At 65.7% G+C, this 20096-nt stretch carries 18 protein-coding genes and 1 pseudogene; 6 read left to right on the forward strand and 13 right to left on the reverse strand.

All coding sequences use genetic code 11. From position 1 onward, the window contains the following. Positions 1 to 58: 58 nt before the first annotated feature. Positions 59 to 802, forward strand: coding sequence for a maleate cis-trans isomerase family protein (locus F3087_RS10940; RefSeq protein ID WP_150401706.1), 744 nt, complete (start codon positions 59 to 61; stop codon positions 800 to 802). Here the strand turns inward: F3087_RS10940 and F3087_RS10945 are convergent. Together F3087_RS10945 and F3087_RS10950 are read right to left on the reverse strand one after the other, a co-directional pair. After that, positions 796 to 1260 (reverse strand): ATP-binding protein, encoded by a 465-nt coding sequence (locus F3087_RS10945; protein ID WP_191093892.1) that lies wholly within the window; start codon positions 1258 to 1260, stop codon positions 796 to 798. The genes F3087_RS10940 and F3087_RS10945 overlap by 7 nt on opposite strands. A gap of 91 nt (positions 1261 to 1351) precedes the next feature. Then, positions 1352 to 2200 (reverse strand): HpcH/HpaI aldolase/citrate lyase family protein, encoded by an 849-nt coding sequence (locus F3087_RS10950; RefSeq protein ID WP_150401708.1) that lies wholly within the window; start codon positions 2198 to 2200, stop codon positions 1352 to 1354. A 232-nt stretch (positions 2201 to 2432) separates the two neighbouring features. On the opposite strand from F3087_RS10950, the gene F3087_RS10955 reads away from it, so the two are divergent. Beyond that, the gene (locus F3087_RS10955) at positions 2433 to 3428 is read left to right on the forward strand and encodes an alpha/beta fold hydrolase (RefSeq protein ID WP_191093893.1); all 996 of its coding nucleotides are present in this window, start codon (positions 2433 to 2435) and stop codon (positions 3426 to 3428) included. 195 nt (positions 3429 to 3623) lie between these two features. On the opposite strand, the gene F3087_RS10960 is transcribed toward F3087_RS10955, so the two are convergent. From F3087_RS10960 to F3087_RS10975, 4 genes are all read right to left on the reverse strand, one after another. Beyond that, complete coding sequence (locus tag F3087_RS10960) at positions 3624 to 4370, reverse strand: IclR family transcriptional regulator (protein WP_191093894.1); 747 nt, start codon at positions 4368 to 4370, stop codon at positions 3624 to 3626. A 607-nt stretch (positions 4371 to 4977) separates the two neighbouring features. Then, the gene (locus F3087_RS10965; RefSeq protein ID WP_150401711.1) at positions 4978 to 6588 is read right to left on the reverse strand and encodes an FAD-dependent oxidoreductase; all 1611 of its coding nucleotides are present in this window, start codon (positions 6586 to 6588) and stop codon (positions 4978 to 4980) included. A gap of 9 nt (positions 6589 to 6597) precedes the next feature. Next, the gene (locus F3087_RS10970) at positions 6598 to 7575 is read right to left on the reverse strand and encodes an AurF N-oxygenase family protein (RefSeq protein ID WP_150401712.1); all 978 of its coding nucleotides are present in this window, start codon (positions 7573 to 7575) and stop codon (positions 6598 to 6600) included. A gap of 172 nt (positions 7576 to 7747) precedes the next feature. After that, positions 7748 to 8449, reverse strand: coding sequence for a TetR/AcrR family transcriptional regulator (locus F3087_RS10975; RefSeq protein WP_191093895.1), 702 nt, complete (start codon positions 8447 to 8449; stop codon positions 7748 to 7750). 264 nt (positions 8450 to 8713) lie between these two features. On the opposite strand from F3087_RS10975, the gene F3087_RS10980 reads away from it, so the two are divergent. Next, positions 8714 to 9826 (forward strand): terpene synthase family protein, encoded by a 1113-nt coding sequence (locus tag F3087_RS10980; RefSeq protein WP_150401714.1) that lies wholly within the window; start codon positions 8714 to 8716, stop codon positions 9824 to 9826. Between the two features lie 53 nt (positions 9827 to 9879). Here F3087_RS10980 and F3087_RS10985 read toward each other — a convergent pair whose 3' ends face one another. The 3 genes and pseudogenes from F3087_RS10985 to F3087_RS47415 form a co-directional block, all read right to left on the reverse strand. After that, positions 9880 to 10332, reverse strand: coding sequence for an SRPBCC family protein (locus F3087_RS10985; protein WP_150401715.1), 453 nt, complete (start codon positions 10330 to 10332; stop codon positions 9880 to 9882). A 130-nt stretch (positions 10333 to 10462) separates the two neighbouring features. Beyond that, positions 10463 to 11323, reverse strand: coding sequence for a hypothetical protein (locus F3087_RS10990; RefSeq protein WP_263407203.1), 861 nt, complete (start codon positions 11321 to 11323; stop codon positions 10463 to 10465). A gap of 3 nt (positions 11324 to 11326) precedes the next feature. Continuing rightward, positions 11327 to 11644, reverse strand: a pseudogene (locus F3087_RS47415) (Rieske 2Fe-2S domain-containing protein); the annotation flags it as partial. A gap of 455 nt (positions 11645 to 12099) precedes the next feature. Between F3087_RS47415 and F3087_RS10995 the strand changes: the two are divergent. Then, complete coding sequence (locus F3087_RS10995) at positions 12100 to 13566, forward strand: MFS transporter (protein WP_263407204.1); 1467 nt, start codon at positions 12100 to 12102, stop codon at positions 13564 to 13566. A 19-nt stretch (positions 13567 to 13585) separates the two neighbouring features. On the opposite strand, the gene F3087_RS11000 is transcribed toward F3087_RS10995, so the two are convergent. The 4 genes from F3087_RS11000 to F3087_RS11015 form a co-directional block, all read right to left on the reverse strand. Continuing rightward, a complete protein-coding gene (locus tag F3087_RS11000; protein ID WP_191093896.1) occupies positions 13586 to 14617 on the reverse strand; it encodes a Rieske 2Fe-2S domain-containing protein in 1032 nt (343 codons plus the stop codon). A 46-nt stretch (positions 14618 to 14663) separates the two neighbouring features. Further along, positions 14664 to 15719: a Rieske 2Fe-2S domain-containing protein gene (locus F3087_RS11005; RefSeq protein WP_150401718.1), complete on the reverse strand. Its 1056-nt coding sequence runs from the start codon at positions 15717 to 15719 to the stop codon at positions 14664 to 14666. 72 nt (positions 15720 to 15791) lie between these two features. Next, a complete protein-coding gene (locus F3087_RS11010) occupies positions 15792 to 16847 on the reverse strand; it encodes a polyprenyl synthetase family protein (RefSeq protein ID WP_150401719.1) in 1056 nt (351 codons plus the stop codon). Further along, positions 16834 to 17727, reverse strand: coding sequence for a methyltransferase domain-containing protein (locus F3087_RS11015; RefSeq protein WP_150401720.1), 894 nt, complete (start codon positions 17725 to 17727; stop codon positions 16834 to 16836). The genes F3087_RS11010 and F3087_RS11015 overlap by 14 nt, the downstream gene beginning before the upstream one ends. Before the next feature lie 268 nt (positions 17728 to 17995). Here F3087_RS11015 and F3087_RS11020 point away from each other — a divergent pair, with 268 nt between their 5' ends. Further along, positions 17996 to 19069 (forward strand): polyprenyl synthetase family protein, encoded by a 1074-nt coding sequence (locus F3087_RS11020; RefSeq protein WP_191093897.1) that lies wholly within the window; start codon positions 17996 to 17998, stop codon positions 19067 to 19069. A 217-nt stretch (positions 19070 to 19286) separates the two neighbouring features. Then, the gene (locus tag F3087_RS11025) at positions 19287 to 20081 is read left to right on the forward strand and encodes an IclR family transcriptional regulator (RefSeq protein WP_150401722.1); all 795 of its coding nucleotides are present in this window, start codon (positions 19287 to 19289) and stop codon (positions 20079 to 20081) included. The last annotated feature ends 15 nt before the right edge of the window (positions 20082 to 20096 follow it).

A 20096-nucleotide genomic window follows, 5' to 3' on the forward strand; every position in this document is an offset into this window, starting at 1 on the left:
CAAGGACTCCGCCGACGAGACGGAATCCGGAACAGCATCGAGAGCTGAGAGAGGCACTGTGCCTGACGTATTGGGCTGGAGAGCGAAGTTCGGGGTTCTCGCCCCTTCGACGAATACCGTGGTGGAGCCCGACTTCGCCCGCATGGGTGTGCCGGGAGTGACGACGCACTTCGGCCGCATCCACATCCGCGACCAGAACATGGGCGATGACGCGGGCATGGACCGCCTGCTCGACCAGATCCGCGCCGAGATGGGCGCGACCTGCGCCCGCGTGCTCACCTGCGAGCCCGACTACATGGTCATGGGCATGTCGGCCGAGACCTTCTGGGGCGGTGTCGAGGGCAACCAGAAGTTCGTGCGGCAGATCCACGACGCGACCGGGCTACCGGTAGCCACCGGGGCCGAAGCCTGCCGGCGTGCGCTGACGTTGAACAACGCGACACGCATCGGAGTCGTCACGCCGTATCAACCGATCGGCGACGAGAACGTGGTGCGGTTCTTCGGCGAGCTGGGCTTCGAGGTGGCCGCGATCAAGGGGCTGCGCTGTCCCACCGCGGTTTCCATCGCCCACGTCACCGAGACACAGTTGCGCGATGCGCTACGCGAGGTCGACAGCGACCGCATAGATGCTCTCGTTCAGTGCGGCACGAACCTGTCCATGGTCGGCCTGGCCGACGCCGCCGAACGCTGGCTCGGCAAGCCGGTCATCGCGATCAACGCGGCCACCTGGTGGATGGCGTTGCGGGACAACGGTATCCACGATCGCATCGACGGCGCGGGGGCACTGCTGCGCGATCATTGATCCGCGTCGCGCCGGATCGCCGTCGCCATCTCCACGACCGTGCCGGACGGACCCGGGGTAACAGTCACCGAATCCATCAACGCCTGCATCACCGGGAGTCCGCGCCCGCGATACGGCTGCGCCGATGCGGGCGGTGGCTGCCAGCGACCGGTGTCGGCGACCGTGACCCGCAAGCGGTCGTTCAGTATCCATACCCGCAACCGGATGACACCGCCGTCACCCTGGTGCCCGTGCTCGACCGCATTGGTGCACGCCTCGCTGACCGCCAGGACGATATCGACACCTTGATCTGCCCGCACCTGCGCGCGGTCCAACCACTCGCGCAGGGCGGCGCGGACCGCCGACAGCTCACCGGCATCGGCCGTGATGACCAACTCCAGCGGAGTCGGCGGATCCGGCTCAGCGCCTCCTGGGAGCTGTGCCTCGTCCGAACTCGATGATCGAGGTTCTTGGATCATCGCCGGTGCAGACCTCCTTATCGCCTCGCGAAGGTACGCACCCATCCCACTGTGCATTCGCGTGCTAGCGGTCTACCACATATCGGCGGTTTCAATCATGAGCAATCGTACGGCCACCGGACCGGGCGTCCGCCAGCACCCGCCGCGCTCGCCTGACCACTGCCAGATCCACCATCCGGCCCTCGTTGTCCAGTGCTGCCCCGCCGGCCGCGTCGAACCGGGCCACCAGTGCTCGCGCCCGTTCGATTTCGGCCGAATCAGGGGTGAAGACGTCGTTCACGACCGCGAGCTGGGCGGGATGGATGCAGGCGCGGCCGCGAAAGCCCATGCGCGCCAGGGCCATCGTCGAGATCTTCAGTGCGGCGAGGTCACCGAAATCGGTGCGGACCGGGCCGAGCGGGGGCGCGATGCCCGCCGCGGCGCTGGCCAGCACCACCTGCGAGCGCACTGCCCACAGCTCGCGTTCGTCGGGGCCGGGATCGATACCGATATCGGCACAGAGGTCCGTCTCGCCGAGTTGCAGGCGGTCGACGCGCGGCGCGGCGGCGATCTCGCGAGCGGCCAGCACAGCGGACGCGGTTTCCAGGATCGGGCAGATCCGGATGCCGCCGGGACGGGGCTCGAACTCACGCAACACGGCGCCCGCTGCGCGGACTGCGTCGGCAGACTCGGTCTTGGCCAGACACACCGCGGACACACCCGCCACGGCTACCGCCGCCAGGTCGGCCTCGCCGATCGAGCCCGGGTTCACCCGTACCCAGATCTGCGGTCCGCTCGCCCGAGGCGCGTCCAGCCAGGCGGCGACCGCGATCCTCGCCCGGTCCTTGGCGGCTGCGGGGACCGAGTCCTCGAGATCGATGAGCACCACATCGGCGGGACTCGACATCGCCTTGCCGAAGAGTTCGGGGCGGCTGCCCGGCACATACAACGCCGATCTCACCAGGACACCTTCCGTCCGTTGGGGCGTACGCCTCGTGCGGCGGCCCCCGACTGCACGCTATCCAGACGGTACCGGCGGAACCCCGCTTTTGGCAACATCGTTTCCCTTAGCGAAACGTGCAATAGAAAGATTCCCACCGACCGGTTGACAGCACCCGGAACTCGAGCGCTAATTGACGCCAAGTAAGAAACGCTATTTCGCATCAGGAAACAGCGTGCTCGTCACTGGAGTCATGATGAACCTCCGACATCCGGCGGTCGCCGCCATCGCCCTGTGTCTCACTCTCGCCGCCGGACCCACCGCCCGCGCCGAACCCGCGACGATGCACGAGACCATCGCCATCCCCTGCGCCGGAACGGCTTTGCCGGTTCCGGTGGACTGGCATCTGCCGATCGGCACGCCCAAGGGATTGATCTGGCTGCAACACGGATTCGCTCGCAGCAATACCAATATCGCCGGTCTCGGAAGCGCTTTCGCCGAAGCGGGCTATCTGGTCTTCGCGCCGAGCCTGCCGTTCATCGACTTCGCGGGTTGCACGTTGCAGAACCTCACCGGCAACACCGGGTTCCTCGGCGCGATCGCGACCCTCTTCGCCACCGCGCAGGAGCCCGGCAGCGCACTCGCCCAAAGCTTTTCCGCCGCCGCCGTACACGCGGGCCGGCCCGAACTTCGATTGCCCGGGCAATATGCCTTCGTCGGCCACTCGGCCGGGGGTGAGGCCGTCGAGTACGTCGCCCATCGGTTGCATACCGATCATCCCGACGGCTGGGGCGGGTTGCAGGGACTCGTGCTGCTCGACCCGGTCAAATCCTTCGTCGGCGACAACGCCGATCGCGCCCTCACCGACCTGGACCGCACGGCGCTGCCGATACTCACGGTGTCCGGTCCGCCGTCGCTGTGCAACGCGTTCGGCAGCGGCACCAGCGCAGTCCAGTCGCTCCTGCATCGCGCCTACGTCGGCATCCGCATCAGCACCGGTGTCCATACCGACGCCGAAGGGGCCAGCGTCGACATCCTCGGCAGCATGCTGTGCGGCACACCGGAATCGGTGAACATCACCACCCTGCGCACCCTCGCCCTCGGCTGGATCGGCGACTATTTCACCGGCAGCCGATCCGCCGACTTCTACCCACCCGACGCCCCGCTCGCCGACGCGCAGACCGCCCGCGCCGCGGTAGCCCGGGTCGCGGCCGCACCCGAGGCCCAAATCCTGTCCGGCGCTTCCTGATCGACGGTCAATCGACGCCGCGGCGTGGATGCAAACCCTGGGTCATGTTGGTCACGGTTTCGTTCAGTAGTTCGTCGACGCCGTCCGGGCCGACGAGCCCGGACATCAGGCCCGGTGGCGACTACCAGCCTGTTGCCCGTTTCCGCGCGGCCGGCGCGCGAGCAGCACGGCAACATCGTTTCAGCTGATCTTCGGCTATTCGATGTCGATATCCTGGATGGCGCGGGCCAGTCCGACCGTGGCCCGGTGTAAGTGCCGAGGTAATTCGGCCAGGTCGGCCTGCGCCGTATCGCTGATCGAAATCGCCGCGACGGCCGGACGATGGATCGTGTGTACCGGCGCGGCCACACACACCATCCCGACGCGGAACTCCTGTCGGTCGAAGGCGGTTCCGCGCACTCGGATCGAGCGCAGCTCCTGTCCGAGTTCGGCTGGGGTACAACGGGTGTGCGGCGTGTACCGGGGGTAGGGGCCGGGCCCCAGCAGCTCGGCGACATCGATCGACGGGCGGTAGGCCAGCAGCAGTTTCCCGATCGCAGTGCAGTGCACCGGGGCCCACGCGGACAGCGCGGCCGCGGGTGGCGGGTGGTGCCCGTGAATGCTGTCCAGATACCGCACCCGGGCACCGGAGAGGATGCCCAGCGAAACCACCGCGGTGGGCACGACTTTGTGCAACTCCACCAGATACGGCACTGCGGCACAACGTAACTGCGCGACGTCCACGCCGATGCCGATCGAGTTCGTCCAGCCCGCCAATCGGTCACCGAGTATGTAGCCGCCCTCGATCGCAAGCACCAAATCGAGAATCACCAGGTGCCGCAGCAATCGGTGCACGGTCGATTTGGCCAATCCGGATCTGCGCGCCAGCTCGGAGACACCCATCGGCGCGGCATCCGTCACCGGCGCAAGGGTTTCCATCAGCAGCAGCGCCTTGTCCAACATCGACCCCGACAAAGCGGCCGAGGAGTATTTCGAGGGAGTCGGCACAGTGGCTACCGATACGACGGTGCATTCGATATCCGAGATCTCACGGCGCTCCCTCGAAATTCGGGGCGGCGTCTGGCGAGATCGCTTGCCGCACAAGCCCCTCGAACCACACCCTATTGTTGTACGTTACCGTGTTTCCACCGATGGCGGATGCTGATCGAGCACCCTGGGGAGAATTCAGAACACACCCTTCTGCGCCCGGTACCGCGGCGACCTCGGGGTCAGCTCGTCCTTGACGTTCGGCTGAGCTCCGGCGATCCGCACGCCGGTCATCGGTACCACCCCGCTCATAGCCGCCACCACGGCGGCTACGCCGATTCGATTCCGCCACTTCCCCATTCGAGCTCCCGGCCCGAAAACACCAACGCTTTGCCTGTCGACAGCAGAGATACCGATCGCGAAGGAAAGCGATTGGTGGCGCACAGGTCATCGGCACGGATTCGCCATCGTGCGGGTCGGTGCGTTGCACGGCTCATTCGGCGACGGCCACATTTATGTCGATATCGGAGCGGCACAAACCCTTCGATTACCCGAAAACGTCGGCGCAGATTCAGTCGCTAGTTCACCGTCTGCGCCACCGCGCGAGCGCCGACGCTCCGAACGAGCGTGGTGGCTTCTGGGTGGCCGGCAGTCGTTGCGCCAGCAGCGCTCGCAGCGCTCGATCGCCCTGCACCACGGGTAGTTCGGGCGACTTGGACAGGTCGTCCAGCAGTACCGCCACCGTCTCCTGGGAGCAGGACTTGTTGGTGCCGAGAAACCCGGTCGGCCCGCGCTTGATCCACCCGGCTACATAGGCGCCCGGCACCGCGCGGCCGGTGATCGGGTCGACTACTCGACCCGTCTCATTCGGGATGATGCCGAGTCCCGGGTAGAAAGGCAGCCCGGCGACAGGCTCGCCGCGGTAGCCGATCGCGCGTAAAACCATTCCTGTTGCGATGATTTCGTGCTCACCGGTCGGCACCGCACGCACTTGGCCCAGCGTGTCGACGGTCAGGTCGTTGTGTTCGATCGTTATCGCGGACACCGCGTTGTCGCCGGTGATCTCCACCGGCGACACCTTGAATCGGAGCTCGATACGCCGGTCGGCGCGCTGCGGTCGATCGATCAGGCTTTGCACGAGTAGATATTTCGTTCGATCGCCTACCTCGTCGGCTACGGCGGCCGAGTCGAGGTGCGGTTCGTCCGGTATCTCATTCGGCCGGACCACCAGGTCCGCACCCGTGTGGTTACGCAACCCGATCAGTTCGGGCACGGTGAACGCGGCCTGCCCGATACCGCGGCGGCCGAGCACGACGACCTCGCGAATCCGGCTCTCCCGCAACGCCGCCAGCGCGTGCGGCGCGATATCGGTTCCGGCGAGGCCGGCCGGATCGGTGGTCAGGATACGGGCCACGTCGAGCGCGACATTGCCGTTGCCGACGATCACCGCGCGCTCATGGCTCAGGTCGTACTGCCGGTCGCGATGCTCCGGGTGACCGTTGTACCAGGCCACGAAGTCGGTCGCGGAGGCACTGCCCGGCAGCGATTCACCGGGGATGCCGAGCCGGCGATCCGCCGACGCACCGACCGCGTAGATCACCGCGTGATGATGCTGTAGCAACTCGGCGTGGGTGACATCGCGACCGACCGTCACTCCCAGGACGTATTCGAAGCCGGATTGCCCGGCAATGGTGTCGAACAATCCGGTGATCTGCCTGGTGCCTCGATGGTCAGGTGCCACACCGTGTTTCGCCAAACCGTGCGGCTGGTCCAGCCGCTCGAAGACGTTCACCCGCACACCGGGCTGAGCCAGCAGTTCATCGGCGGCGTACAGCGCCGCCGGCCCCGAGCCGACGATCGCCACCCGCAGTCGCCGTGCCTCGGGCAGCACGGTGCCGCCGATCGCCACGGGTGCCATCGCCGGGCGCTCACGCACAGGTTGCGTCTTGTAGAAATCGGCGTTGAGGTCCACGAAGATTCGCTCGTCGGCGGCCAACTTGGTATGCGGCACAATCGCTCCGGTCGGGCAGGCCTCGGCGCAGGCGCCGCAATCCATGCACGCGACCGGGTCGATGTAGAGCATCTCGGCCCGTTGAAAGTCCGGCTCATCCGGCGTCGGATGGATGCAGTTCACCGGGCAGGCGTACACACAGGAGGCGTCATTGCAGCAGGACTGCGTGACGACGTAGGGCATGCCGTCGCCTCAGTGCGCGCCGGCGGGCTGGCTGCGGTAACGCGAGGGGGTGCCGTCGATCCGGCAGATCCACCACAGCGGCCGCACCAGCGGATTGATCAGGCCGAGCTCCTCGGCCAGCATCCGGACATCGCCGAAGCTGTCCCGCAATATCTTCTGCGAGTTCGGGTTTCGCCAGTACACGTCGCGCAGCACCGATCGCGGCACGTCCCACTCGGTGCGGAACTCGCGGGTCGGCACCGCGATCAGATCGCAGATGATTCGCATGGTCGGCGCGAAGACCACCGAGAGAATGAACTTCCGGATCCGGCCCATCCGCGGCACCCGGTCGCGCAGGTACTGATGCGCGAAGCTGATGTGGCGCGCTTCCTCGGCGACGTGGATCGACATCACCCGCTCCAGCATCGGATGGGTGTTCGCGCCGGAGCGCAGCACGCTCTTCTGGCCGTGATCGATCGGCTCCTCACCGGCGAGCACCATGGTGAAGAACCACTCCGGGAAGATGTTCGCCAGAAACGGCACCAGTGGTCCGACCACCTTGATGCTGCGCCGCATGCCGGGCACATCCGCGCCGATCCGATTCACCAGTTCCTGGAACATCATCGTGTGGTTGCACTCTTCCACCGCCTCGTGGGTGCAGTACCGATACTCCGGTGATCCGTTGGGCAGGCTGAACACGTACTGCATCAGGCCACGGATCAGGATGTTCTCGAACTGCAGGCCCACCTTCGCGATGTTGGCCTGGCGCCACATACCGAGCGCGATCTGCCGGTCCTCGGGCAGTGCGCGGTACCACTCGTGCGCGCCGAACGGGTCCGCGGCGGGCAGGATCCACCGCCGGTCGGTCGGATCGATCGCGAATTCCGTTGCGTCCCAATCAATGTCGAGGTAGGGATCGAATCGCCTGTGCACCGACCCGTACGACAGCGTCTGCAGCGTCTCCCGGTAGTCGTCGACAGCCTCGGTGTCGGCTTTCAGGTCCACCATCAGGGTCCCTCCGCTTTCTTTGAGCGCGACACGTTGTCGCGGTCAATACGCCGAGCGTAACGCGCAACGAATCGACAAGCAAGGGTTGATTGAGACATCGTGTCGCGGTCGAAACGCGACAGCACTGGTCGCCGGTTCGGCTGTCAGAGCCGGCGGAACCCGGGAAACGCCGTCAGAACGGCGACAACGAGACGCCCAGCACCTCGTTGAGCGGACGGTGCGGATCGAGGACGAGACCCCGCGCCCGCGCATGACCGTCGATGACGTACACAATGGTGGTGGTGAGCATCCGCGCCATCGCGGCCGCATCGACGCCATCGGGCCGAGTCCGCACCCACCTCGTCAGCGCGCCGTCGACCATCGCGACCACGCCGAAAACCATGGACTCCATGCCGGGTTCGTCCTCCGCGCCCAGCAGCGCCATGGCCATTCGGAAGATCGCCACGATGCGTTCGGCGATCGCCGCTTTGGTCCCCGTCACCAGTTCCTGTCCGGAGGGGGCATGGCTGCCTGGCCCCTGTTCGATCCACTCGTGGAGCTTCGCGTGCGCCGAGATCCAGCGCGCGAATTTCTCGACGGTCCGATAGATGACCTCGTCGATACTGCCGTCCAGGTTCAGCCCGGTGACCAATTCCTCGGCCACCCCGAGCACCGCGAACGCTCGCGTCTGCGCATCGAGGTCGGTCCGATCGGCGAAATGGCGGTAGATGACCGACCGTTTCACCCCGGCCCGGTCGGCGATCGCCTGCAGCGGAATGTCCGGCCCCGACTCGGGGTCCTCGATCAGGGCCACCGCCGCTTCGAGAATCACCCGGCGACGCTCGGCGTTGTGCTCTCCCCACCGCCCGTTCGACTCGTTTGATCCAATCGCCACCGCAATAGCATCGCAGACCCGCCGGGATTTCCGGGCACCCCACCGCGCACGATCGGCGCCGGCCCGGTGGCGCTGCGCACGCCCAAGCGATGTTTCTCGCCGCCGCAGGCCATTCCGCGCCGATCTTCGCGCCCGAAAGCCGTTATCGGAGAACGCGTTCCATCTCCTGGAACGAAATATGGCGGATGCATCGATCGGATTCGATACTCAGCGATGACGACCATTGCCGGTACGTGGTCACTGATTCCAGCGACAGGAGCTCCGATGAAACAGTCCGACCTCTCGATGCGGCACGTCCTCGAGGACATTGCGTCGATGGACGAACTCCCGGTCTATTCCCCGGTGCCGATGCGCGTGCACCCGGTGGGAATCGAAGCGGCCGACGCCTTTTCCGTCGAATGGATACTCCGGCACGGCATGGCCGAACCGAATTCCCGGGACACCAGGGCGAATATGGGCCTGTTCGTGGCACCCGGTTATCCCCCCGCGGCGAGCGCGGAATCGGTCAAAGCGATCACCTGCTACTTCCAGTGGGGACTGCTGTGGGATGACTACCTGGAAACGCTGATGCCGGATCTGTCGAAAGTGGTCCTGGCCGCCAGCGAGGCGAACCGCGTATTCCTGTGCCCGAGCGAGGACCCGATTCCCGCCGACGATGTGTGGCTGAACAGCCTGCGCGACCTGCGCAACATGCTCGACGACTGCCTCACCCAGGCCGGCACCCAGTTGGTGCTGCCCGAGCACCTGGTGTGGGTCGGCGGCGAGGTCTGGAAGTGCGCGCTCCAGCTGCGCCCCGAACTCCCCGACGTGGACGAGTTCCTGCGGATGCGCTGGTTCAAGTCCGGCCCCGGCATCCTGGCCGCGATGACCGGTCCCGCCTGCGGTTACACCTTGACCGCGGAGGAGTACCACATGCCGTTGATGCGCGCGTTCACCCGCGCGGTATACGCCCCGCTCTATCTCTACAACGACGTGCTGAGCATGGCGAAGGAGCTGCCGAAAGGGCAGTCGGACATGAACATCGTGTCGGCGCTCGCCCGCACGCACGACCTGTCACCCGCCGAGGCCTTCACCGAGACTTTCAAGCTGATCGAGCGAATGATGATGGTCATCGAACCCCTCCAGCGGAAGCTGCTCCAGCACCCCAGCCCCGCGGTGGTCCAGTACGCGAAGGACCTCCCGCTGTGGATGCCCGCCACCCTCGCCTTCACCTCGACCAGCGCCCGGTACCTGGAGACCGTGGGGTCCGACGGCGTCGAACCACTGCGCCTGCCGAAGATCACCTTCGTCGACACCCCGATCTACTGGGATCCCACCGATCACACCCCGCCGCCCTACCCGGAGATCTCCTGGTGGTGGTCGCTGCTCGACGACTGAGCGCAAGCTCCTGAATGCGCGCCGCCGGCATCGAGTGATACCGGCGGCGCGAATTACGTTCGCTCCCCGGCGCAGACCAGCTGACGTAGCCGATCGAGACTTTCGCCGAGCGCGGCTTCGGTTGCCTTGCAAAGGGTTTCAGCGATTCCGCGGGGTATGAATGGGCTGTCGTAGTGCATACGCAGCGTGACGGTGCTGGCATCCGCGCCGGGTTCGATGGCGGCGCGCAGGGTGATCCGTACCCGCATCGCAGCGGTGCCGGTGAGCTCGAGCAGCATGTTGTCGGCGAGTTCGGTGACCATCCACGCGATCGACCCGGACCTGCCGAGGAGCGAGAGTTGCTGGCAGTAGCAGTCGTTGCGCCGCAGCCGGGCCGGCGGCTCGCTGTCGAATCCGCGGTGCAGAGTCAGCCACGACGGGTGGTGTTCCGGTTCACCGAGCAACGGCCAGATGCGCTGGGCCACAGCCGGGATCGAGACAGCGCGGCCAGCAGACACGGCGCCCATACGATGTCCTTCTCAGGTGTCGAGTCGATCGACCGAGACCGCTGCCGACCCAGCGCCGTTCACGCGCCGCGTGCGGGCGATACGGCAGCATCGCGTACACCCGCCCGCGGCGAATTCGTCGTGATCGGTGTCAGGAATGCTCTCCGGCGAGCCGATGATCGGGATCGCCGTTCCAGCGGTAGCGGCCGTGCAACCCGATGACCGCGTCGTATTCGGCGCTGTTGTAGAACTGTCGCGCCCACCGCCGATACGCCATGATCGGCCCATCACCTTTGACCAGTCGCGGCCTATCGGCATATATCTTGTTCTGCCAGATCGGGAAGTCTTTGTTGAGGTCGTGCACCAGGGCCACATGCGCCAGCCGGGTGATCAACCGCGATGGGACGGTATTCAACAGCGGAACGCGCGATGGGCGCGCGTCGCCGCGACTGGCGCCCGTTCGTGCGGTCACCATTATCCGCATCGTCAGATGAGTGGGATCGATCGGTGTCGGAAGAACCCAGGCCACAAATCCTATGTCCAATCGCGGGTACACACCCTCGACCACTATCCAGCCCAGGCCGGACAGGGTGATCTTCGCGGATATCGGAAATTGCGCGAACGGCCCGATTCCCTGTTCGAGGGCCGCTCTGATCTCCGCCGGAGCTTTCGCAAACGGCCCCGTACCCGATTTGTCGGGTTGCACCCGAACGTTCATCCGAACGGTCGTCGTGGAAAAGTCGGGGCGCTCGGTGACGTCATAGACGACTCCGTGTACCACCGGAAGATGCGCGAAATCGAACCCGTTCTCCATAACATCCTGGGGATGGTCGTGCAGTGTACGGCTGTAATACCTCGGCACCGGAAAACCCGAAATATCCGGCGGCTCCACTTCCCAATCCGGCGCCGCGCCATCGGAGTGCCGCCAGACCAGCACGATACCGTTGACCTCGCGCGTCGGCAGCAGCGTCAACCCGACCTTGGGCGGCGGATCGCCGGTGCCGGTGCGCACGCACGCGCCGGTGGGATCGAAGGTGAAGCCATGGAACGGGCAGACCAGATTCTCCCCGTCGACGCTGCTACGGATGCCGAGGTGAGCGCCGAGGTGCGGACAGTACGGCTGCGTCGCACGTACCAGACCCGAGCGGGTGCGATACACCACGATGTCTTGTCCCATGACTTGTTGCCGAATCACTTTCCCGGCCGGTATGTCGACACTGCGGCCGACAGAAAACCAGCCGTTCGGATACGGCAGCGAAGGGAAAAGATCAGATGCTGCGGCCTGCGCCGGACGAATGGACGAAGAATCACTCGGCGTAGATCTCGATTTCATGGGAAATTGGAGTTTCACGGCCTATCGCACCTCCTGGATAAGATCCTCCGTGCCGCTACGGGCTGCCCTGCACGGCATTCGGGGCGGGTTCCTGTCGCGACGTTACCGGTCGGCGGGCATAGATTGCCAGCACGCGTTCCGTCGCATGGAACACGCGACGCTTAAGTCCTCGATCCGACCTGACCGGCTCGACAAAAAACGTTCCGTTCCATGGAACAAGATCTCGCCGATCTTCCACCGAATCAATAGAGTCGATCGAGAATTCCGCGCGCCCTGCCGAGCGTGTGTGAGCGATATTCACAGCGTGGCCTAATTTCCGCGTCGACGCCATCCGGCCGCGCCGTGATCGACGTTTCCGGAGGTATTCGATGATGCTCGAACGTCACGAAAGAACGGCGCGCGGGCCGGGATGGACCAGGCAGCAGAAGTGGGAAGTGATCGTATCCTGCGGTGGCGTGGCGTTGGTGATCGCGGCAATGGCGGCGCCGTACGCCGCACTTCCGCAATTGACCGTCGCCACCGGCGCCACCCAGGCACAGTTGACCTGGATCATGGACGGATACACGCTCGCGCTGGCGTGCGGGGTATTACCCGCGGGCGGGCTGGGCGACCGCTTCGGCCGGCGGCGCATCCTGCTGATCGGGCTGGCCGTTTTCGCGGCGGCGTCCTTGCTGTCGATCTGGACTCCGGACTCCGGAATGCTGGTAGGCGAGCGAATCGTGGCCGGCATCGGCGCGGCGCTCGTGATGCCGTCGACGCTGTCGGCATTGACTGATGGATTACCCGCTCGGCTGCAATCGCTGGCCGTCGGTCTCTGGGCCGGGGTCGCCGGGACCGGTGGGGTGTTCGGCATGCTCGGTTCCGGTCTCTTGGTCGAATACGGCGATTGGCGCATGGTTTTCGTGGCATTCGTGGTGTGCGCCGCGCTATTGTTCGGCCTGTATGTGGCCGTGATTCCCGCGCAGCGAGCCAGGGGTTCGAAGTGGGATGTCGCAGGCTCGTCGACCAGCGCCATTGCCGTCGCCGCTTTGGTATTCGCCCTCATCGAAGGGCCGTTGCGCGGTTGGACACATCCGGCCGTAGTCATTCCCGCGGTGGTAGGCAGCGTCGGAGTCGCCGTTTTCGTGATGGTCGAATTGCGCACGGGCAACCCGTTGTTGCCGATGAATCTATTTCTGTCGCGCGGGTTCAGCAGTGGCGTGTTGTCGATCGCTATCCAGTTCATGGCGTGTTTCGCGGCCGTGATGCTGACGTTCCAGTACATGCAGTTGATGCTCGGTGACAGCCCGCTGCAGGCGGGCCTGGCGCTGGCACCGATTCCGATCCCATTGATCCTCGGCTCGCTGCTGACCCCGTGGTTGACGCGGATATTCAGCCTGCGCCAATTGATCGTGGCAGGTCAGCTGCTGATCGCGATCGGGTTCTACGCCTTCGGACGAGTCAGCGGCACTGCCGATCATCTCGATCTGCTGGCGCCACAACTGATCATGACGACCGGCTACGGCCTCGCCACCGCGCCGTCGACCTGGGCCATCGTGCGCGACGCACCCGTGGGCAAACACGGTGTCGCCGCAGCGGTCAACGACGTGTCCAGGGAGTTCGGCGCGGCGATCGGCATCGCGTTGGCCGGCAGCGTGCTCGCCGCCCGCTACGCGCAAACGGTGACCGCGCATCTCCCTCAGGTCGCGCCCGAACTGCGGGCCCCGGTGTCGAAGTCGCTGGCGACGACTCTCGCGACAACTCCGCGCAACGATGCCGGGAGCTACGCCACCCAGGTCGCGACCGACGCCTTCGCACAGGGGGTTACCGCGGCGGCGACCACCTTGGGGACTGTCGTCCTGGTCGGCGCACTCGTCCTGTTGTTCCTGACGCCCGGTGTCCGTGCGGTCCAAGCGGGAAGCGGGCCGGATCGCCGCAGTTGACCGCTGCCGCACAGCCCGGTCAGTCGAACTGCACGGTTTCCGTGCGAACCGAACCGGCGTCGGCTTGGCCGTTACTACCGGTCTCGGCTGAATAGAACTGCTTCGCCCAGCGACGGAATGCGATGATCGGGCCGTCCCCCTTGGCGAGTCGCGGGTGCTCGAGGAAGGTCTTGTTGTTCCACATCGGGTAGTCCGCCGGCACGCTGATCGCCATCATGAACGGCACGAACAGCCGAGTCACCAGCCGCGCGGGTAACCCGTTGCCGCCCGGCCCCATCAAACTGGCGCCGTAGCTGTACACCACGTGCGTCGGATCGGTCGGGGTGGACAGTGCGAAGGCGCGACCCCGAATGTGCAGGTCGGGCAGCGTGAAATGGACTGCGATATAGCCGAGCCCGTAGACGTCGGCGACGAGTCGTTCGCGTATCCCGAACAAGCGTGGCGTGCGATTGACACCCTCGAACTCGTAACGCAGGTGCGGACCGTCGATTTCCATCGGACGCACCTGCGCGATCGCCGAAAAGTTGTGCACGTGCAGAAAGTGCCCGAGATCGACGAGGTTTTCGGTGACCTCCTGTGGATGCTCTCGCAACCGGACGTCATGCCGACGTTGCGCCGGAAAGTCGTCCGGCAGCGGCGGAATCTCCCACGTCGGCTCGGCGCCCTCGGCGTGATACCAGATCAGGATGAAACCGTTCACCTCGCGGACGGTGTGCAACGAGAGTGCCGCCTTCGGCGGTGGCGTCCCGTAGCCGGTGCGGACACACGCACCGGTCGTGTCGTAGGCGAAACCGTGGAACGGGCACACCACGCATTCACCGTCGACGCGGCCCCCATATCCCAGGTGCGCACCCAAATGCGGGCAGTACGCGCCGGAAGCACGCAAGATCCCTTTCCGGGTACGAAACACGACGACATCCTCGCCGACGAATCGATACGTCCGAATCTTGCCCGGTGCAACGTCTTTGCTCGATCCCAGGACAAACCATCCGTTGGCGTACGGTCGCCGCGGCCGTAGCACGGTCTCCGGCGGGCTTTCGAGACGTTTCACAACATTCCTCCTTGCTACGTATTGCCACGAACGCGTGCCCACAGCGCTAGTCGGCGTCACCGAGGTTCAGCGCCGGTGCGGGGACGGTGTCGACCCCCGCTGCGGTCCGGCGGTCAGCGCCGTAGAACTGTTTGGCCCAGCGTCGATACGGCCCGATCGAGCCGTCCCCCTTCATCAGCCGGGGATGCTCGAGATAGATCTTGTTCTCCCAGATCGGATAGTCACCGGTGAGCAGGCCGACCAGGTTCGGTGCGGCGAGCAGTGTCACCAGCCTGCCCAGCGGGTGGTGGTCGCCGAAATTTCCGAAGGGCAAGTTGAGCGCCAGCGTGTAGCGGAACATCACATGGGTCGGGTCGGTGGCCGTGACGAACCACAGGTGCTGGCCTTCGAGGCCGAATCTCGGGAACACGAAGTGCGCGATGGTGTGGCCCAATCCCCAACTCTCCGTGACGATGTCGAACTTGACCTTCTGTCCGAACGGCAGCGGCTTGGCGCCGGCGGTACGGCAGCGCATGAGCGGGCCGTCGAATTCGGGTGGCACGATCTCGTAGCCGTCGACCACGTTGTGGACGTGTGCCAGATGCCCGACGTCGACCATGTTCTCGGTGACTTCCTGGGGATGGTCGAGCAGGGTGGACGAGCGCCGGACCGGCCGCGGGAAGCCCGGCCGGGCCGCCGGGATATGCCAGTCCGGTGCCCGGCCGTCGGGGTGATACCAGACGAAGATGGCATCGTTGACTTCCTCGACGTGCCGGAGCGCGAGTCCGATCTTGCCCCGCGGCTGGGTGCCGTAACCCGTTCGCACGCAGGCACCGGCCGGGTCGAAGGCGAAACCGTGGAACGGGCACACGAGGCATTCACCGTCGACCCACCCGCCGTAACCGAGGTGGGCACCCAGGTGCGGGCAGTGCGGATTCGTGGCGCGAACCAGTCCGCTGCGGGTGCGGTACAACACGACGTCCTCACCCATGAACCGCTCGCGCCGGACCTGACCCGGACGCAGCTCGTCGCTGAAGGCCAGCGGGAACCACCCGCTCGGATACGGCAATCTCGGTCGCGCCGCACTGTCGGTCGGTCCGGCAACGCCGTTGGTTGTGCTCACTGTCGAGCCTCCTCTGGTGTCGATCAGGTTCAGCTGTTCCGTGTTATGAAATACCCTGGTGCAGAACCATATTCAGTCCGGCGGGTGTGGATCCCTGGTCACCACGAAGTGCAGCATCGTCCGCAGTTCGGTACGGACCGGCGCCGGCATCGGCGTCTGCCCGAGCAGCCCGAGAGCGTAGGAAAGATGGCTGCGCGCGATTCCTTCCGCGTATCCGCGGCCGCCGGTCAACTCGATGAGCGTCGCCATGGCTGCCAACTCCGCGTCTGAATTACCAGCGCTGTCCCACAGTCTCGACAGCTGCGCGGTGTCCGGGTGGGCGGCATGCAGCGCGGCAAGAACCGGCAGCGTCCGCTTGCGCTGGCGCAGGTCGTTGTATCCGGGCTTGCCGATCAAATCCGCGTCACCCCAGATGTTTTCGACATCATTCATGGCTTGCCAGGCGAGCCCGGCGTGCCGCGCTGCCTGCTCGAACGGCTCCGCCGCGGCGGCACTGCCGCCGCCGAGCCGCACGCCGAGGCCCGCACCGCAACCGAGCAGGGCACCACCCTTGCCGAAGCCGAGCTGCGGCCATTCGTCGAGGGCGATCTCGACGGCTGGGCGGCGCTCGAAGTTCATCTCCGCGGCCAGGGCATTGGTCAACGTGTGCAGCGACTCGTTCAACAGCCGAGTGGCGACGGCCCCGAGTTCCCCTGGCACGCTGAGCAATACCTCGTTGGCCGCGATCCACAGGGCGTTGCCGGAGAGCAGGGAGGTCGGGGTGCCGAGGGCTGCCCACACGGTGGGCCGGTCGCGGCGCACCGCGTCCTCGTCCATCAGGTCGTCGTGCAGCAGGCTCGAATTGTGCAGGAATTCCATCGCGATCGCGGCGGGGAGCGCCGATTCCGGTTGGCCGCCGACCGCTCGCGCGCACAGGAAGGCCACCGAGGCCTGTAGGCCGCGGCTGCCGCGCGCCTGGACCGGCGTGCCGTCCAGTTCGCGCCAGCCGAAGTAGTATCGGCAGGCCAGCGCTAGGTCCGGGTGGATCGGCGCGAGCGCGGATTCCATTCCGGCTCGCAGCATTTCGCGAGACCGGTGCACCGTGTCGGGCAAGGGCGGCGGCTGGACCGCGGTGTCACGGCTGGACATGGGGCTCCGTTCCCGGCCCACCGCAGCGCGACAGGATGCGCATGTAATTGACTCGGCCGGAGCGATATCCGTCCAGGAAAGCGTCCTCGACGCCGGAGGCGAGCGCGGACTCCCGGCGCAGTTCCCAGTACGGCGTCGCCGGCCTGGTCAGGTCGTCGACCTGGAAGGGGGTCAGGCCGGCATCGAGCAACGCCCGCAGGTAACTGTCGCGGCGATGGGTGTGGCAGCGGTAGTGCTCGTCGATCGCGGCCGCCTCGGCGGATTCCGGTGCGATCGTGTCGTCACAGCACCAGGTCACCAGGACGTACACCCCGCCGGGCTTGAGCACCCGCGCGAACTCCGCGAACGCCTCCGGCAGCTGCACGTACATAGTGGTCTCGTTGGTGACCAGGTAGTCGAAGGTGTCGTCGGCGAACCCGGTGTCGATCATGTTCCGGTCGTGGAACCGCACGTCGCGCGCGCACCCGTGTTTCGCCGCCTGGGCGCGCGCGAAATCGTTCTGATAGCTGGAGAAGTTCACGCCGTCGACGACACAGCCGAATGCGCGGTGCAGCAGGAAGGACGTGCCGCCGCGCCCGGACCCGGCATCGAGCAACCGGCTCCCCGCCTGCATTCCACTCAATGCGTCGATGAGCACGTCGACCTGACGAGTCTCCATTCGATGCAATTCGGCATCGATCGCCTTGTCGCGGCTCACGCCGGCCCGGCCGAGAATGCTGCGGTCGAAATCTCCGACCGCGAAGTGATGGTGGTAGAACCCATCTGCGTGCCCGAGATCCAGGTTCAGCGCATCCTGCCTTTTCGTATCGTAATAGGTAAAGGCATCCCGCTCGAATTCGTTGCGTAACAGCGCAGGACCTGCGCTTGTCTGGGTCGCCATGCCAGCTCCTCTCTCCTCGCGGATATGTCCGCCACGGCCCCATCGAGTGTCCGACGCCGCGCGGCTCGTCCGCCATCGAACGTTCCACCGGACGGAACGACAGTTAGCTCTGCCCGGCCGTCCGGCGTTACCTTCGATTGCAATCGAAGAGCAAGGAGAACGGTTCTCCATGGCGCAATCACATATGTATTCACACACCGCCGATAGGACAATCCGTCCGGGCAATCCCGCGGCACTGGATACGGAAAACTTCAGCAAAGACGAAGTAATGATGCCGACCGCCCGGTCCGCGCCCGCGATAGCCACGGCAATGGCCGGTGATCGCGCGGCTACCGATGCGGTAATTCATGAATTCCTGGAAAACAAAGCAGCGTCGGCGCAGGCACCGACGCTGCTTTTGTTCGTCGATCTGCTGCGCGAATTCCTCGACGGCGGTAAACGGCTGCGGCCATTGCTGTGTTGTTGCGGCTGGCGCGCGGCCGGCGGGCGGGGCGACCACGCCTCGGTCATCCGGATCGCCGCTTCGCTCGAACTCTTCCACACCTTCGGTCTGATCCACGACGATGTGATGGACGCCAGCGACACCCGGCGCGGGCGGCCGACCGTGCACCGCCGAATGGCGTCCGCCGTGCCGGCGCGATCGGATGAACGATTCGGCGTGAACACCGCGATCCTGACCGGCGACCTGGCCTTCGGCTGGTCCTACGAACTGCTCCACGACGCCGGCCTGCCACCGGCCGTCGCCGACACCCTCTGGCAGGCGCTGGACCGCATGCGCACCGACACCCTGGTCGGCCAGTACCTCGACCTGTTGCACACCGGTAGCTGCGACGCCGACATCGCCGCCGCGCTGACCATCGCGCGATTCAAAACCGGGAAATATACGGTAGAACATCCGCTTCGGCTCGGCGCGATCGTCGCGGGTGCGACACCGGAAGTCCTGTCCGCCTGTTCGGCATTCGGTATTCCGCTCGGCGAGGCCTTTCAACTACGCGATGACCTGCTCGGCGTTTTCGGTGATCCCGCCCGGACCGGTAAGGCCGACGTGGACGACCTGCGTGACGGCAAGCCCACAGCACTCCTCGCCGCGGCGCGAACGCGGTCTACCGATTTCCAACGGCACCGGCTGGATGCCATTGTCGGGAACCCGAGCATCACCGATACGGAGGCTGCCGAGGCTCGTGAAATCATCCGGGATACGGGCGCTGTCGAGTACGTCGAAGAACTCATCGCCCAGCGGTTGGCCCTGTCTTCCTCGGTAGTCGAAAGCGGTGTCTTCGACACGGACGGTGCGGAATACCTTCGCTACGTCGCGTCATTGGCGACCCGACGGGACAATTGATGACACCGCACGTTCTACGACCGTCCGTCGGCGAATACTGCCGGCCACCGCCCGGCGCGACGGACATACATATCTCCCATAAGAAAGTCGACCCAGCCCGGCTCGAACACTTCTCCCGCGAACTGATGACTCGAATTGAACTGCGCGCATAGCGCCGCGTACGTTCCGTCCACAGTCGAGCCGCAATCGGTCGCCGTCCACGAAGGATGCGCTGGCGATGATGATTTCCGGAGGACCCGAGGGCCGCTTACCCGCGGGCCGACTATCCGAGGACCGACTGTCGATGCTGGACAAGGCGATTGTCGTGCTCGATACCCTCGCCGCCGATCACCGGCCGCTCGGCGTATCCGAGCTGGCCCGCCGCACCAAACTGCCCAAGGCGACGACACATCGTGTGCTGCACCAGCTTTCCGCGCACTGCCTGGTCGAGAACCTGGACAAAGGCTATGTGCTCGGCAAGCACGTGGTGGAGCTGACGCGAGCGTTCCACTATCCGCCGCACGCGTTACGCCGCGCGTGCGTTCCGCACATGCTCGATCTCTACGTGCTGGACACCAGAAATGTCGTGTATCTGGGCGTTCGCGAGAACCGCACGGTGCGCTATCTCGCAGTGGTGCACGGGCACAGCGCCGTGCGGCCACCGGCGCGCGGCGCGGACAACGCGCCGCTGCACTGCACGGCGATCGGACGAGCACTGCTGGCTTACGAACATCCCGAACGCATCGATCAACTGATCGGCACCGACCCGCTCGTGGCATACACCCCGCACACGGTGCGCAGCCCCGCTCGGTTGAGCGCCGAATTGCAGTCGGTACGCCGCGACGGGGTGGCCCACTGCGATCGCGAGTATCGATCCGACATCGCCTGCGTCGCGGTTCCGGTGCTGGACACGACCGGGCACGCGATCGGCGCACTCGCGGTGGGCGGCCCGCAGCTGGATCGAGAGGCGGTCTCGCACCGGTTACGCCGGATCGCCTATGCCGTCGCCAGGTCGATCAATGCAGGCCCCTGACTCCGGCAACCGATC

It is taken from the genome of Nocardia colli (assembly GCF_008704205.1).
Taxonomy (GTDB): domain Bacteria; phylum Actinomycetota; class Actinomycetes; order Mycobacteriales; family Mycobacteriaceae; genus Nocardia; species Nocardia colli.